Source organism: Cloacibacterium sp. Arc13, from assembly GCF_041431305.1.
GTDB classification, from domain to species: domain Bacteria; phylum Bacteroidota; class Bacteroidia; order Flavobacteriales; family Weeksellaceae; genus Cloacibacterium; species Cloacibacterium caeni_B.
On sequence record NZ_JASMRM010000021.1, the window covers coordinates 13,847 to 28,637 of the forward strand.

18 protein-coding genes and 1 tRNA gene are annotated in these 14,791 nt (G+C 31.8%); 5 read left to right on the forward strand and 14 right to left on the reverse strand.

The window, feature by feature from the left end:
• The first annotated feature begins 54 nt into the window (after positions 1-54).
• Both QO190_RS12440 and QO190_RS12445 read left to right on the forward strand, forming a co-directional pair.
• A complete protein-coding gene (locus QO190_RS12440; protein WP_371463560.1) occupies positions 55-561 on the forward strand; it encodes a hypothetical protein in 507 nt (168 codons plus the stop codon).
• 264 nt (positions 562-825) lie between these two features.
• The gene (locus QO190_RS12445; RefSeq protein WP_371463558.1) at positions 826-1,371 is read left to right on the forward strand and encodes a mechanosensitive ion channel family protein; all 546 of its coding nucleotides are present in this window, start codon (positions 826-828) and stop codon (positions 1,369-1,371) included.
• Here QO190_RS12445 and QO190_RS12450 read toward each other — a convergent pair.
• The 14 genes from QO190_RS12450 to QO190_RS12515 form a co-directional block, all read right to left on the reverse strand.
• Positions 1,368-3,305 (reverse strand): ABC-F family ATP-binding cassette domain-containing protein, encoded by a 1,938-nt coding sequence (locus QO190_RS12450; RefSeq protein WP_371463556.1) that lies wholly within the window; start codon positions 3,303-3,305, stop codon positions 1,368-1,370. The two genes, QO190_RS12445 and QO190_RS12450, sit on opposite strands and share 4 nt — an antisense overlap.
• Before the next feature lie 120 nt (positions 3,306-3,425).
• Complete coding sequence (locus tag QO190_RS12455) at positions 3,426-3,665, reverse strand: hypothetical protein (protein ID WP_213189844.1); 240 nt, start codon at positions 3,663-3,665, stop codon at positions 3,426-3,428.
• 37 nt (positions 3,666-3,702) lie between these two features.
• Positions 3,703-4,218: a hypothetical protein gene (locus tag QO190_RS12460; protein WP_371463554.1), complete on the reverse strand. Its 516-nt coding sequence runs from the start codon at positions 4,216-4,218 to the stop codon at positions 3,703-3,705.
• Positions 4,219-4,259: 41 nt separating this feature from the next.
• The gene (locus QO190_RS12465; RefSeq protein ID WP_371463552.1) at positions 4,260-4,523 is read right to left on the reverse strand and encodes a GlsB/YeaQ/YmgE family stress response membrane protein; all 264 of its coding nucleotides are present in this window, start codon (positions 4,521-4,523) and stop codon (positions 4,260-4,262) included.
• A gap of 49 nt (positions 4,524-4,572) precedes the next feature.
• The gene (locus QO190_RS12470; protein ID WP_371463550.1) at positions 4,573-4,875 is read right to left on the reverse strand and encodes a YtxH domain-containing protein; all 303 of its coding nucleotides are present in this window, start codon (positions 4,873-4,875) and stop codon (positions 4,573-4,575) included.
• Positions 4,876-4,879: 4 nt separating this feature from the next.
• A complete protein-coding gene (locus QO190_RS12475) occupies positions 4,880-5,041 on the reverse strand; it encodes a lmo0937 family membrane protein (protein WP_104794433.1) in 162 nt (53 codons plus the stop codon).
• A gap of 437 nt (positions 5,042-5,478) precedes the next feature.
• The gene (locus QO190_RS12480; protein ID WP_371463548.1) at positions 5,479-8,508 is read right to left on the reverse strand and encodes a PAS domain-containing protein; all 3,030 of its coding nucleotides are present in this window, start codon (positions 8,506-8,508) and stop codon (positions 5,479-5,481) included.
• A 6-nt stretch (positions 8,509-8,514) separates the two neighbouring features.
• Positions 8,515-8,961 carry a response regulator gene (locus tag QO190_RS12485; RefSeq protein WP_371463546.1) on the reverse strand — a complete coding sequence of 149 codons (447 nt, stop codon included), beginning with the start codon at positions 8,959-8,961 and terminating at the stop codon, positions 8,515-8,517.
• A 17-nt stretch (positions 8,962-8,978) separates the two neighbouring features.
• Positions 8,979-9,536 carry a helix-turn-helix domain-containing protein gene (locus QO190_RS12490; protein ID WP_371463544.1) on the reverse strand — a complete coding sequence of 186 codons (558 nt, stop codon included), beginning with the start codon at positions 9,534-9,536 and terminating at the stop codon, positions 8,979-8,981.
• Between the two features lie 176 nt (positions 9,537-9,712).
• Complete coding sequence (locus tag QO190_RS12495; protein WP_371463542.1) at positions 9,713-10,276, reverse strand: hypothetical protein; 564 nt, start codon at positions 10,274-10,276, stop codon at positions 9,713-9,715.
• Between the two features lie 114 nt (positions 10,277-10,390).
• On the reverse strand, positions 10,391-10,648 hold the full coding sequence (locus QO190_RS12500) for a hypothetical protein (RefSeq protein ID WP_069797254.1): 258 nt from the start codon (positions 10,646-10,648) through the stop codon (positions 10,391-10,393).
• Positions 10,649-10,662: 14 nt separating this feature from the next.
• On the reverse strand, positions 10,663-10,923 hold the full coding sequence (locus QO190_RS12505; protein ID WP_371463540.1) for a hypothetical protein: 261 nt from the start codon (positions 10,921-10,923) through the stop codon (positions 10,663-10,665).
• Positions 10,924-10,940: 17 nt separating this feature from the next.
• Entirely contained in the window at positions 10,941-11,102 is a 162-nt protein-coding gene (locus QO190_RS12510) for a hypothetical protein (protein ID WP_371463538.1), read from the reverse strand.
• A gap of 137 nt (positions 11,103-11,239) precedes the next feature.
• Positions 11,240-11,310, reverse strand: a tRNA-Gln gene (locus QO190_RS12515).
• A gap of 199 nt (positions 11,311-11,509) precedes the next feature.
• On the opposite strand from QO190_RS12515, the gene QO190_RS12520 reads away from it, so the two are divergent.
• The 3 genes from QO190_RS12520 (at position 11,510) to sucC (ending at position 14,528) form a co-directional block, all read left to right on the forward strand.
• Positions 11,510-12,838 carry a hydroxymethylglutaryl-CoA reductase, degradative gene (locus QO190_RS12520; protein ID WP_371463537.1) on the forward strand — a complete coding sequence of 443 codons (1,329 nt, stop codon included), beginning with the start codon at positions 11,510-11,512 and terminating at the stop codon, positions 12,836-12,838.
• Positions 12,838-13,224: a DUF423 domain-containing protein gene (locus tag QO190_RS12525; RefSeq protein ID WP_213189855.1), complete on the forward strand. Its 387-nt coding sequence runs from the start codon at positions 12,838-12,840 to the stop codon at positions 13,222-13,224. Before QO190_RS12520 ends, QO190_RS12525 begins: the two co-directional genes overlap by 1 nt.
• A gap of 113 nt (positions 13,225-13,337) precedes the next feature.
• Positions 13,338-14,528 (forward strand): ADP-forming succinate--CoA ligase subunit beta, encoded by a 1,191-nt coding sequence (gene sucC, locus QO190_RS12530; protein ID WP_371463536.1) that lies wholly within the window; start codon positions 13,338-13,340, stop codon positions 14,526-14,528.
• Positions 14,529-14,791: the final 263 nt, after the last annotated feature.

Here is a 14,791-nt window from a genome sequence, read left to right on the forward strand (position 1 = left end):
CTCGTTTTCCACTTTTACCTTTTAAACTAACTTAATAAACTATACTTTTAGAACATGAAGAGCACAAGAACTACAATGAGACTTTTACACCGCTACATCGGTTATTTTATGGCAGGAATTATGGCCGTTTATGCGATTAGTGGGGTATTATTAATCTACAGAGACACAGATTTCCTCAAAAAAGAAAAGAAAATCGAAAAAAAAATAGAAACCAATATTCCTACTGATAAATTGGGAAAAGAACTTAAAATCAAAGGTTTCGAAGTAAAGGAGCAAAAAGGAGATCTTATCATCTTCAAAGAAGGAACTTATAATGCGAAAACAGGAGAAGCGAAATATACTAAAAAAGAGCTTCCTTACGTTTTAAAGAAAATGACAGAATTGCATAAATCAGATTCTAAACATAAATTTTATTTATTGAATACGATTTTTGGAATTTCATTATTCTTTTTTGTGATTTCATCATTTTGGATGTTTAATCCAAAATCTCAGATTTTCAGAAAAGGAATGATTGCCACTGTAATAGGTTTAGTTTTGGCATTATTTTTGACACTAGCATAATTATAGAAAAAAACTATTTCAACAAATTTTATTGATTATTAAATAATAATTCGTAAATTTGCAAAATAATTAATCAGAAATCACAAATAGCTGATTTACAGGACGTTGCAAATCGGCAAATTGTTAAAAAATCAACTTAACGTTCGTTAGGCAATTATTAAATAATTAGATATAATCTAAATAAATTAACATTTTTTCATTTGTGTTTTTAGGCGGGATAAAATATTTTATATTTTGTCTCGCCGTTTTTTTTATTTTTGAACTATGAAAAATATAGAGGTTATCCAAGAGAAACTTTCCACTTGGTGGAATATTATCGTAAGCTTAGTTCCGAATATTGTTTTGTTAATCGTATTCGTTATTGCATTTTCTTTTTTAAGCACATACCTCATCAGAATTATCACGAAAATTCTGTACCGCATTTTTCCTGAAAACGCTAACAAAAACACACCTCTTCTTTTGGCCAAATTTGCCAAATATATTCTCTATGCTTTAGGAATTTACATCGCCTTAGAAATTATGCATCTAGGCAGTTTCATGGTGAAATTCATCGGTAGTTTAGGAATTGCCGGTGTAATTGCTGGAGTTGCGTTAAAAGATGTGGTTTCTGGAATTTTCGCAGGAGCAGCTGTAAATTTTGAAAAAACTTTTCAAATTGGTGATTTAGTAACCATCAGTAATATCAAAGGAACGGTAGAAGACATCAGTATGCTTACTACCAAACTGAGAACAGAAAACGGCGAAACCGTCTATGTTCCCAATCAGTTAATTTTCAACACTCCTTTTATCAATCACAGTAAAAAATCTTAGCCCAATTTCTCTGCAATATCTTCCCATTCCTGCATGGTAGCAGCTAATTCGTCTTGCAAATCTTGATATTTTTTCAGTTCTGCTTCAGAAGGATTAGACTTGGCGAAGATACTTTCTAACTGAGCGATTTCTTTTTCGTAGTCTGCAATTTTTTCTTCAATTTTTTTGAGTTTATTTTGAAGATTCTTTTGTTCTTTGCTTACGAAAGCATTAGCATTTTGCTGAGATTTCGCTTCATTAGTAGCGGCTTCTTTCTTTTCTTCTGCTTTAGCTTCAGCTTCCTGACTTAATTTAGATTTTTCGGCAGAAATTTCTCTTAGAGATTCTTTTTGACGGTATTCTAGATATTCATTAATATTTCCTAAAAACTCTTTCATACTGCCATCTCTGAACTCGAAAATTTTATCACACAATCCTTGTAAAAATTCTCTGTCGTGGGAAATCACAATAATGGTTCCTTCAAATTTCTGTAGCGCTAACTTGATAATTTCCTTCGACTGAATATCTAAGTGATTCGTAGGTTCGTCCATAATCAACGTATTGAAAGGACGAAGCAATAATTTACAAAGCGCCAATCTGTTTCTTTCGCCTCCAGAAAGCACTTTCGTTTTTTTTGTTACATCTTCACCAGAAAAAAGGAAACTTCCTAGTAAATCACGAACTTTGGTTCTGGTTTCTTCTGTAGCGGCATCTTCTGCTTCTTGTAAAACCGTTTTTTCGGGACTTAGAACTTCTTCTTGGTTCTGTGCAAAATATCCTATGTTTACATTATGCCCAAGATTCCATTCACCAGAATAATCTTTGATTTCACCTGCTAAAATTTTAGCTAAAGTGGTTTTTCCTTGTCCGTTTTGTCCGAGAAGCGCAATTCTATCACCACGCTGAACAAAGAAATCTACATGATCAAAAACCTGATGATTCCCGTATTTTTTGCCTAAGTTTTGCGCTTCGAAAATCACTTTTCCTGGCACTACACTTTGTACAAAACGAATATTAAACTTAGAAACGTCTTCATTCTCTACTTCAATTCTCTCAATTTTTTCTAATTTTTTAATAAGAGATTGTGCAAAAGAAGCCTTAGAAGCAGAAGCACGGAAGCGATTGATATTATCTTCCATTTGTTTAATTTCTGTATCTTGGTTTTTCTTCGCTTGAATCAGTTTTTCTTTTCTGTCTTTTCTAAGTTCTAGATATTTGGTGTAATTGGCTTTATAATCGTCAACTTTCTTATTATTAATATCAAAAGTTCTGTTGCAAACCGAAGTCATAAACTGCTTATCGTGACTTACCAAAACAATAGCACCATTATAATCTTTCAAGAAATTTTCTAGCCAGATGATGGATTCCATATCTAAGTGATTGGTAGGTTCATCTAGAAGCAAAAGGTCATTATTCTGAAGTAATAATTTAGCCAATTCTATTCTCATTCTCCAACCTCCAGAAAACTCATCGGTAAGTCTATGAAAATCTGCAGCTTTGAAGCCAAGACCTAACAAAACTTTTTCTATATCTCCTTCCAGATTATACGCATCATGATGATGAAGATAATCATTAAGATCTGTCATTTTATGGATTAAATCATGATAAGCATCTGATTCATAATCAGTTCTAGCTACTAATTGATGATTTACCTCTTCCAATTCTTTTTTCCAAGCATTAATTTGCTCGAAAGCTTGAAGTGTCTCATTCCAAACGGTTCTTCCCTTTACGAAATCTAAATCCTGTTTTAAGAAACCGATGGTAATATTTCCATCCGGAACAATGTTTCCTTCGTAGAAGTTAATTTCACCGGAAATCATTTTGAGAAGTGTAGATTTTCCTGCACCATTTTTCCCTACCAAACCTATCTTATCATCTTTTTTGATGGTAAAATTTACATCTCTAAAAAGATAATTTCCCGAATGATGAAGACCAAGACCTTGAACTGAAAGCATAATGAATTGTTATTTTTTGAGACTGCAAAAATAACGCTTTAAAAATAAAAAAAACTGCACCTTATAAAAAGATACAGTTTTTTTTGGTTAAAAAGAGAAATATAAATGATGATTAAAAAATTATTTACTATTTCCTCCTCTTGCAACTAATGCAATTAGAATGATGAGAACTAGAGCGCCAATTACCCAAATTAATGGATTCTGCATCCAGTTTCCAGACATATCCGTACCTTTATTCATGTCTACGTCTACGTCTAATTGTGCTGCTTTTTCTTGTGCCCAAACTAATCCTCCGATTAGAGTAGCCATTACAGCCATTGCAAAAGTTTGCAATCTTCTAGCGATATTAGATCTTTCCATAATTTTATGTTTTTATGTTTATTTTGGTGTTTTTAAATTATAGTTCTACTGGGATATTCATATGAACTACAGAAGCCATATTTTTTCCTTTGTATTTAGCAGGAACAAATCCTTGGTTGAGGTCATAAATCGCTAAAATAGTTGCTAAGTTCAGAGATTCATTATTTCCTGAAGCTTTCACGTCTGAAATTTTACCGGTTTCTGTTACCAAGAAACTTACGTGTGTGTATTGAGTACCAGAACCTGTAACTGCGTTCTTATCAATTTTAGCATTTACAGCATTGATGAAATCTTGTTTGCTTTGTCCGAAACTTGGTCTTTCTGTTCCTGGTAAAAGTGGAACTTGTGAATACGGAGCTACATTTTCTTTAGCTTTAATTGCTTTGATTTTCGCTTGCATTTTAGAAGGCTCGTCATCTGGAGCTTTTACTAAAAATGCTACATTATTTTCGTCTTGAGCGATATAAGCCCTGTGAAATTTTGAAATATTTACTCCCTGTGAAAACACGAGTGAGAATGCACCAATAGATAGTGCGGTTGCTAACTTTTTCATAATTTATTGTTTTTGGTGTTTATGTGTGATGTGTGTGTGGTTTATGCCCTTCTAGAAAGTGCATTATAAGCGTAGAGTACGATAATGGCTCCTACTACAGACATGGCTAAGCTATAAAAGCTAAAAACATCATTTGTTACGTCTGCTCCGAAGAAAATTCTTCCTAAAAAGCCTCCTAATACGCTACCTACAATACCAATGATAATGGTAGTAATCCAGCCAGCTGCGTCATTTCCTGGTTTTAAAAATCTTGCGATTGCTCCAGCGATTAAGCCGAAAATAATCCATGCGATAATATTGATCATAATTTTGTGATTTAGTGTTAATATTTATTTGGTGTGTGTGTTTATGTGTTTATCTAAGAGCATCTAGTTCTGTTTCTACTTCCTTAGTCATGCTCTTTGCTGAAGATAAAATCTGCTCTTTGTTTGCTTTTACTTTTTCTGAAATTTGGTTTGAAATAGTATTGTATTTGCTTTTTGCCTTTTCAGAAAGTTGATTCATCGTTTCTTTAGTTTTAGATTGAGCATTTTTTGCTTGTGTTCTCAGTTTTGCTCTGGTGTCTTTTCCTTTTGCTGGTGCAAATAAAATTCCTGCTACTGCGCCTACTGCTGTTGCGCCTAACACTCCTAATGTTATTTTTGCTGTGGTGTTCATAATTTTACTGTTTATTGTTAATATCGTCTTTTATAATTTCATAAATCATAATACAAAGCGCCAAGACAAATAATATATTAATCAATATACTTGTTTCGAAGAAGAAAAATCCAATTGCCCATATTATTATTAACAATGTAACCGTGAAATAGGTAAATTTATTCATAACTCATAATAATTTATATCATCTCTTTAATCTGCAAATTTTTAAAAATTACCTATTTTTCTCGTTACATAATTTTAATGCTTTGTTATATAATTGCTACTTCTCCGTTTCAATGAAGATTAAAATCTGTTGTTACATTTTAACAATACAAAGATTTAAATTTTTGATTTACAATTTATTACATCATTTTAATTAAAATTTTTAGAATTTTAAGATGTTATAAAATTTCAATTTTTTAATCCTTATTTAAAAAAGCAGAAGTAAAAATATTGTAGAATAAAATGAACAACTTTTCTGAAAATTTTTTTTCGCTTTCTACATGACAAAGATGTGACAATTGCGAAGCAATCTCATTACAAAAAATTGAGTTATTGTTATAGAATTTGCATAAAAAAAACACGCTCAAAAAGCGTGTTTTAATATTTAATGATTTTTATTTAAACTTCTGGCAAATAGACGGTAAATGTAGCACCATCATTTGGTTTTCCTTCGGCGAAGATGAAGCCTTTATGATTGTCTACAATTTTTTTACAAATGGCTAAACCAATTCCGGTTCCTGCAATTTCGTCTTTATTGTGTAATCTGCTGAAAAGTTCGAATATTCTATCCGAATATTCTGGTGAAAAACCAATTCCGTTATCTGTAAAAGTAAACTTGTGGAAAATTCTCTTCGCAGTGAAAGTTACATTTCCTACTTTTTCAAAAGATGCTTTTTCGTAATCTATTTTGATTTCTGGAACTACATTTGACTTAGAATATTTAATAGAATTCCCCAATAAATTGATAAACAACTGCTGAATCTGGAAAGGAATCACTTTCATTTTCGGAAGATGAGCGGTATGAATCACTGCTTTTTTCTCTTCTATAGGTTCTGCAATTTCGTGTTTTGCATTTTCCAGCAAATCATTAAGGTCTGCTTTTTCGAAAACCTGTTCAGATTTATTGGTTCTAGAGAATTGCAGTAAATCTTTGATCAGCAATCTCATTCTTCCAGCCGCAACTTTTATCCTATCGAAGTACTGTTGACCAGTTTCCGTGAGATTTTGGTAATCTTTAGCTTCCAACCTAGAGATGAAAGTTTCGATTTTTCTTAACGGCTCTTGCAAATCATGACTCGCAACATAGTTGAATGCCTGTAATTCTTTGTTAGACGCTTCTAGTTCTCTGTTTTTTTGATTGGTTTCTATATTTTTATTGACTTCTTCGGTAATATCTTGCGTAATCATCAGATAATAAAACCCTCCATCTGAATCTTCAATCGGCTTATTAGAAACTCTAATGTATCTTATTTCACCAGTATCTTTTTTTACAATTCTATGTTCGTAAGGTTGAGCATTTTTATCTTTATTCTGTAATTTCTGAAGATTTTCTAAAACATACTCTAAATCTTCTGGATATACATACGGAATAAAATTATCTACTTTAGGATCAAAATTTTCTTTTTCCACTCCAAAAAGTCTGAAAATATTATCCGAAAACTCAAATTCAGTTTTGTCTACATTCCATTTCCAGAAACCATATTTCCCGATAATTTCTGCCTCTTTACTACTTTCATTGTAATATTTAAGTTCTTCGAAAGCTTTTTGAAGAGTATGACTTCTTTTAACTTCTTCTGAAATATTAACTACAACTCCTGCCAAAAATTTATTTCCATTAGCATCAAAAGTTGGGCTTCCTACTCCTTTTACATGAATAATTTCTCCTGAAGGTCTCAGAATTCTATAAGTAAAGGCTGGAAGATTTTCTTCTTCTTCCATTTTTGCCATTACACTTTTAAAATATTCTACATCTTCTGGATGTACATAGTTATAATAGTTATCTAGGTTAGACTCAAAAGATTTTGGTTCGGCTCCCAATAATTTGTATAAATTGTCTGAAAAATACCAAGTGTTTTCTTTGATGTTCCAACTCCAGTTGCCATAACCACCAATTTTTTCGCCAAATTTCAATGCATTATTCGAGAGCAACATTTCGTTATTGATTTTTTCGAGTTCTTTATTTCTCTCTAAAATGGTGTTTTGTGCTTTGAAAATTTCGGTAACATCTAGAGAAATAATGAGTACATATTCTTCATTATTGTCATCTCTTATGTGCTTATTGTTAATTGACAGATATTTTATTTCTTGATTATCTGCTCTAATAATTCTGATGATATATGGATAAAATGATTTGTTTTCTGCCATTTCATCTAGCTTAGCATCTACCATTGCTTTATCATCTGGATGCACTTGTTTAAATAATTCTGAAAATTCTGGCTTATCTTTAGGATCTAGACCAAATAAGCGGTAATTATTATCAGAAAATATAAATCTATTATCTTTTACAAACCATTGTGCAGTACCGTAATTACCAGCAATTTCTGCTTCTTTATTGGTTTCATTAGCCAAGAAAAGAGTTCTGTTTTTCTTTTCTAATTCAATATTTTTTTCTGAAATATTTTTTTGATTTTCTATCTCTTCTGTTACATCGCTGGTAATTCCTAATAAGATTTTTTCGTTTCTAAGATTTTTTATCATTTTACCAGAAGCACGTAAATATCTTACCTCGCCATCGTTTCTAATGATTCTGTAAGTGAATGGTGATAAAGTTTCATGATTAATCATCTCGGAGACAATTCCTTGTACGTAATACAAATCATCAGGATGAATTCTATTCATAAATCCCTCATAATTATCTTCTAAAGAATTAGGCTCATAACCTAAGAGACGATATTCATTTTCTGAAAAAGTATATTTTTTGGTTTCTACATTAAGTTGCCATGTTCCGTAATTACCGATTTGTTCGGCAAGATTTGCGGTTTCATTTGCAAGAATTAATTTTTCATTATTAATATTAGCTTCTTTTAGGTCTCTATTGATTTTTATAATGGCAAGAATTAATAGAACAATTGTAACAAAGAAGGTCAATAAATTCACGAGTGGTGTGTATTTATTGACTTGATCACTTTTTAAGGACCTCGTTTCTAGAAGATGAGTCTCAGATTGTCTTAGATTTCTAATAATGGCAGAAATTTCATCCATCACCGCTTTTCCTCTGTAGATATTATCTGTAACTTTCTGGTTATCATTTAAATCAAAGTTAGGATCTAAAACTTCGTTTACTACTTTCAGTTTTTTTTCTATTAAAGATTCTAATTTTTTAGTCTTTTGAAATTGGTAAGGATTATCCGAAGTTATTTCTCTGAGTTGTTCTAGATTTTGTTTAATTTCTACTTTATCAAACTCAATTTGACGGAGTAATTTTTTGTCATGAGTCAATAAGTAATTTCTTCTGTCTATTTCTACATTTTTAATTTTAGTAAATAAATGCTCTATTTTTATCAGTACACGATAGGTGTGTTCTACAATTTCATTAGTATCATGCAATGCTCTAATATGTTTGTAAGAAACCGAAGAAATAAAAAGTATAATTGCTATGGTTATAGCAAAAATAATTTTAAGAAAAAGAGGTCTGTTCGTAAATTTCATATAAAATTACATTCTCAGTAAAAAATTATCTTTATTAAGACCAGAAGTATGGTATTGCCAATTAATAGCCACTACATCTGATAAAACTTTTTTAAGTGTATCAAAATCATTTGGCTTTTTGATGTAAATATTCGCGCCACTTACGAAAGTTTCTTCTATATGCTCTTCTGAAGATGAGGTAGAATAAATGGCAATGGCAATATCATCAAATTTTTTATTGGATTTTATTTCGTGGAGACATTCTATCCCATTTTTTTTAGGCATATTCAAGTCTAAAAATAGAACCTGTGGTAAAACCGCTTCGTCTGAATTAAGATAATTCATGAGTTCTACTCCATCATTGTAAGTGTGAACTTTGGTATTGATTTTCAGTTCAGAAAAAGCATCGGTGAAGAATAATCTGTCATCTTCGTCGTCATCTGCCAAGATGATGTGAATGTAATCTGTTTGCATAGTTTTCTTATTTAGATTTATTTTTTGTTTGCAATTTCTCTTCTTTTGGTAATAATTCTCTGGAACTGAGATGGTGTAATTCCTGTAATATTTTTGAACTGTGTACTTAAATGTGCTACACTGCTGTAATTTAATCGATAGGCGACTTCGGTTAAAGTAAGATTGTCTTTAATGATTAAATTTTTGGCGCGTTCTATTTTCTGCATCATAATGTAGTTCTCTATTGAACTAAACGTAACTTCTGAAAATAAATTGGACAGATAACCATAACTGTGATTAAGTTTATCGGTAAGATAAACAGAAGCTTTTACATTAATAGGCTCTTCAGAATGAACCATTTCTAAGATGGCTTCTTTAATTTTTTCAATCAAAACAGTCTTTTGATTTTCGATGATGGTAATGCCGTACTCTTCTAATTCTGCACGGAATTCTTTCATCTTTTCGGCAGGAATTTTTTCTAAAAATTCTACTTCACCAAAAGCGACTACTCTATATTTAGCACCTAATTGGTCTAATTTTTCTTCTAATACTTTTTTACAAACTGCGTTATAGTCGAATTTTGTAAATATTTTCATTGTGTTATTATTTAGTTTATAAAGTTAGTAAAAAAAGTAAGCTCTCATTGTTTTTGTCTAAAATCTTAAAAAACTCTCACAAATAACAAATAAATCCGTACTTGTGAGAGTTTACTAAATAATAAACTATATGAAGAGAAAACTACTTTTTTAACTGTTAGTTTTTGTAGATGAAATTATTCACCTAAAGGAATGTTGTATGCAACACCTAAACCTAGAGAGGCTGCATTAAAATCTTGTCCTGGTAAGTCTCCTTTAGAACCTGTGAAAACTTTGGTGTATTGTAATGCTACATTCCAATGTCTGTTATGCCATCCTAATTCTGGCTTGATATAGAAACCACCATCAGGTCTTGCAACAGGTACATTAGCTGCTACGTTTTCATCACCAGTGATAAAAGCATATCCTAAATCTGTTCCGAAATAAAATCCTATTTGTTTTGGATAAACTCTGATTAAACCAGCAACTGGAACTACACCGAAATCATTATTTTCGATTCCATCATTATCTTTTCCGAAGAAGTGATTATAACCTGTAGCAATCCCTAGTCCAAATCCTGGAGTTACCAAATGTTGATAAGCAACATCTAAACCTAAATTTGCAGAAGCATTGGTAGATGGAGCAGCTATTCCTACATTTCCTCCAATTTTTAGCATGTTATTCATTTCGGCACTTTGTGCGCTTAATAAACCTGCTGATAAAATTCCTATTCCTAAAATAGCTCTTTTTACGTTTTTCATAATTTTAAATTTTTTGTGTTAAGCTTTATGTTGTTTTTATGTTGTTGCAAAGTTGCAAAGAATTGCTGTTGGTTGTTTTATATTATTTTCTAAATCTGTTACAGAATTTTTATTTTATTCACTTACGATAGATTTTAAAAAATAAGTTGTAATTATAGAAGTTACAATTCCGCTGAAGAGAAGTGTTCCATCAAATAAATCTGTAAATAGATTTTTATCTAAAACATAAGCGCTTATTCCACTAGCAAGAAATGCTACTAAAAAAGAGAATAAGATTACTTTTACAATATTCAGTTTAGTTCTACTTTCATGGAAGGTTTCTATAGAATATCCAATAAAAATGGCTGCGAGTATTAATAATAAAATGTTCATGACTTTCTAATTTTTTAAATTACGTTAACTAAATAATTATTGTTTACATCTTTTCTTATTCTTAAAGAAAAGCCCTTTTGTAATTCATCATAAATCATGGAGCAATGATCTACGAGATTTTCAAATTCCTCATCAAAAGCTTCAGAAGCGAAAACCAATTGTTTCATATTGCTTTCGTCTAATTCTAATCTTCTGTTCTGGTAAGACAATTCAGAAATACCAAAATTCCTGTGAAGCTTTATAAAATAATCCTCTATGTGTTTTAAATTATTCATAGTTTCGTTTTTTGGTGTTAGATAATTTTATGTAGGATTTTTTTAGATTCTATAATTAATGCCATAATCACAAAATCTGCGGTAAGATATTGAGCAGATAATTGCACATATTCATTTTGTAAAATAGTTTGTACTATTTTGTATCCAAAAGTGGTAGTGTTTTGTATTATCGTTGTCATTTTCTTAATCTTTGATGTTTACATTGCAAAGATTCAACAATAACATTAACAGAGCATTATAGAATTTTTTTGGAATTTTATAGAATTTTTAGAAACAAAAAAACCTTCTGAAAAATCAGAAGGTTTCTTTATAAGTGTAGACTCACAGGGATTCGAACCCCGACAGACGGTACCAAAAACCGTAGTGCTACCGTTACACCATGAGTCTATACCGTTTTTGGTGGTGCAAATTTAATACAAATTTTTCTATTTGCAATAGCTAAAACAAAAAAATTTACAAAAAATCTCTATTTACTTGAATTTCAAACTGTTTTTTTTATCACTTTTTCTCATAGTATATTTGTAAAAACACTACTCTGGTCTTCTTCTTCAAATTTTGTATCTTTGAAAAGTAAAAAAACAATTCTATGAATCATAAACCAATTGAAGGCTTTTCTAAACTTTCGAAACAACACAAAATTGATTGGTTAATAAACGAATATTTACAAGGAAACCAAGAATACCAAAAGATTCTTCAGCAATATTGGAACGATAACCCAGACTTACAAAAACTTCACGAAGAATTCTCAGAAAATACCATTACCAATTTTTACATGCCTTACGGAATTGCGCCCAATTTCCTCATTGATGGAAAATTGATGGCTTTACCAATGGCTGTAGAAGAAAGTTCTGTAGTTGCGGCAGCGTCTAAATCTGCAAAATTCTGGTTAGAAAGAGGCGGTTTCAAAACCACGATTATTAACACCGAGAAATTAGGACACACACACTTTATCTTCAAAGTAGAAGCGCATAAATTATTGCATTTTTTCAATTTTACTTTAAAGAAAAAACTCTTTGAAGCTACAGAAGACATTACCGCAAACATGAGAAAACGTGGCGGTGGAATTTTAGATATTAAACTCATAGATAAAACTTCGGAATTAGCAAATTATTATCAACTCAAAGCTAGTTTCAATACGGTAGATTCTATGGGAGCTAATTTTATCAATTCTTGTCTGGAACAGTTCGGGAAAACTTTAAAAGAAGAAGTAGCTCAATCTGATGCTTTCTCAGAAGACGAGAAGAACTCTCTTCAGATTGTGATGAATATTCTGTCTAACTTCACTCCGGATTGTATTGTAAGAGCCGAAGTTTCTTGTAAAATAGATGATTTAAAAGATGATAGCGGAATTTCTAACGAAGAATTCGCTTGGAAATTTAAACAAGCCGTTACCATTGCAGAAATAGAACCATATAGAGCAACTACTCATAACAAAGGTGTTATGAACGGTATAGATGCTGTGGTAATCGCTACAGGAAACGATTTCCGTGCTACTGAAGCTTGTGCGCATGCTTATGCAAGCAAAGATGGCAAATACAAATCTCTTACGCATTGTACTACAGACAACGGAATTTTCAGATTTTGGATAGATTTACCGATTTCTGTTGGTGTAGTTGGTGGTTTAACCAATCTTCATCCTTTAGTGAAGTTTTCTTTAGCATTACTTGGAAAACCATCTGCTCAAGAATTAATGAGTATTTTGGCAGTTTCTGGTTTGGCACAAAATTTTGCTGCACTCCGTTCATTGGTGACTACAGGAATCCAAAAAGGACACATGAAAATGCATTTATTCAATATTTTAAATCAATTTGGCGCTACAGAAGAAGAAAAACAATATTTTGTCAACTATTTTAAAGACAAAACCGTAAGTCACCACGAAGTAATTTCAGAATTAAATAAACTTAGAAATAAATAATGAAAACCATTACCTTAATCATCGGCGCAGTGTACGGATTAACTTCTGTAATTTTAGGAGCATTCGGTGCGCATGCTTTAAAGAAAGTTCTTTCTGTAGAAAGATTAACTAGTTTTGAAACCGGTGTAAAATACCAAATGTATCATGCTTTACTCCTTCTCCTCATAGGATTTTTCTTAAAATTTGAAACAGGAATAGAAAAAACTACCGCTTGGTTCATTATTTTGGGAACGTTTCTATTCTCAGTGAGCATTTATTTCTTGAGTTTTCAAGACATTTTAAAGACGAATCTTAAATTTTTAGGGCCTATCACTCCAATTGGTGGTTTGTTTATGATTTTAGGTTGGGCTTTATTAATCTATGTTTTCGCCAAGACTAAGTTTTAAAATAAATTATCATTAAAAATTAGGCAAAAAACTTGATGGGTTTTCCTTTCTACTTGCCTCTTTTTTTATATTTTTGTGAAAACTAACTTTTAAATAAAAATTTTAGAAATATTATGAATCTTCACGAGTATCAATCAAAAGAGATTTTAGCTTCTTACGGCGTTAGAATCCAACGTGGTTTTGTAGCAAACAACGTAGAGGAAGCTGTAGAAGCAGCTGATAAATTAAAAGAATTAACTGGAAGCGAAGGTTGGGTAGTAAAAGCTCAAGTTCACGCTGGTGGTAGAGGTAAAGGTGGCGGTGTAAAATTTTCACCAAATTATGATAAACTAAAAGAAAATGCTCAGAACATCATCGGGATGAAATTAGTTACGCCTCAAACTTCAGCAGAAGGTAAATTGGTAAACTCTGTTTTGGTTGCAGAAGATGTATATTATCCTGGAGAAACCGAAACTAAAGAATTCTACGTTTCTATACTTTTAGATAGAGCTTTAGGTAAAAATACTGTAGTTTATTCTACCGAAGGTGGTATGGATATTGAGCACGTAGCAGAGGTTACTCCTCATTTAATTCACAAAGAAGTAATAGACCCAACTTTAGGATTACAAGGTTTCCAAGCTAGAAAAATCGCTTTCAACTTAGGTTTATCAGGTGAATCTTTCAAAGAATTCGTAAAATTCATTGATGCACTTTACAAAGCTTATGTAGGAATTGACGCTTCTTTATTTGAAATCAACCCAGTTCTTAAAACTTCAGACAATAAAATTGTAGCTGTAGATGCTAAAGTAACTTTAGATGACAACTCACTTTTCCGTCACAAAGATTTAGCTTCATTAAGAGATACTAGAGAAGAAGATCCTATGGATGTAGAAGCTGGCGAAGCTGGTCTTAATTTCGTGAAATTAGACGGTAACGTAGCTTGTATGGTAAACGGTGCTGGTCTTGCAATGGCTACCATGGATATCATCAAACTTTCTGGTGGTAATCCTGCAAACTTCTTAGATGTAGGTGGAACTGCAGATGCACAAAGGGTACAAACCGCTTTCGGAATTATCTTAAGAGATCCAAATGTAAAAGCAATTTTGATTAATATCTTCGGAGGAATTGTTCGTTGCGACAGAGTTGCACAAGGTGTAGTAGACGCTTACAAAGCTATGGGAAGCCTTCCAGTTCCTTTAATTGTACGTCTTCAAGGTACAAACGCTGTAGAAGCGAAGCAATTGATTGACGATGCTGGTTTACCAATTCACTCAGCAATCACACTAGAAGAAGCTGCTAACAAAGTGTCTGAAGTTTTAGCATAAAAAAACTTCACTTCAAATAATCAAATCCGTTCTATTTTAGGACGGATTTTTTCTTTTTAGGGCAATCCCTCATTCCAAAGCAATGCCAACGCTTATTCGAGTCGGGCTATCCGTTGCAATCTTTTTTTGCCAACGCTATACCGAGCAAAAAAAGGATTTCCACTACTATCCCTATTGCAATTCATTTGGATATCTGCAGGAATAGAAGTTGCAAATAATTCTCCTATTACAGATAAGTTTAATTTGGGAGTAATTCAAGTATA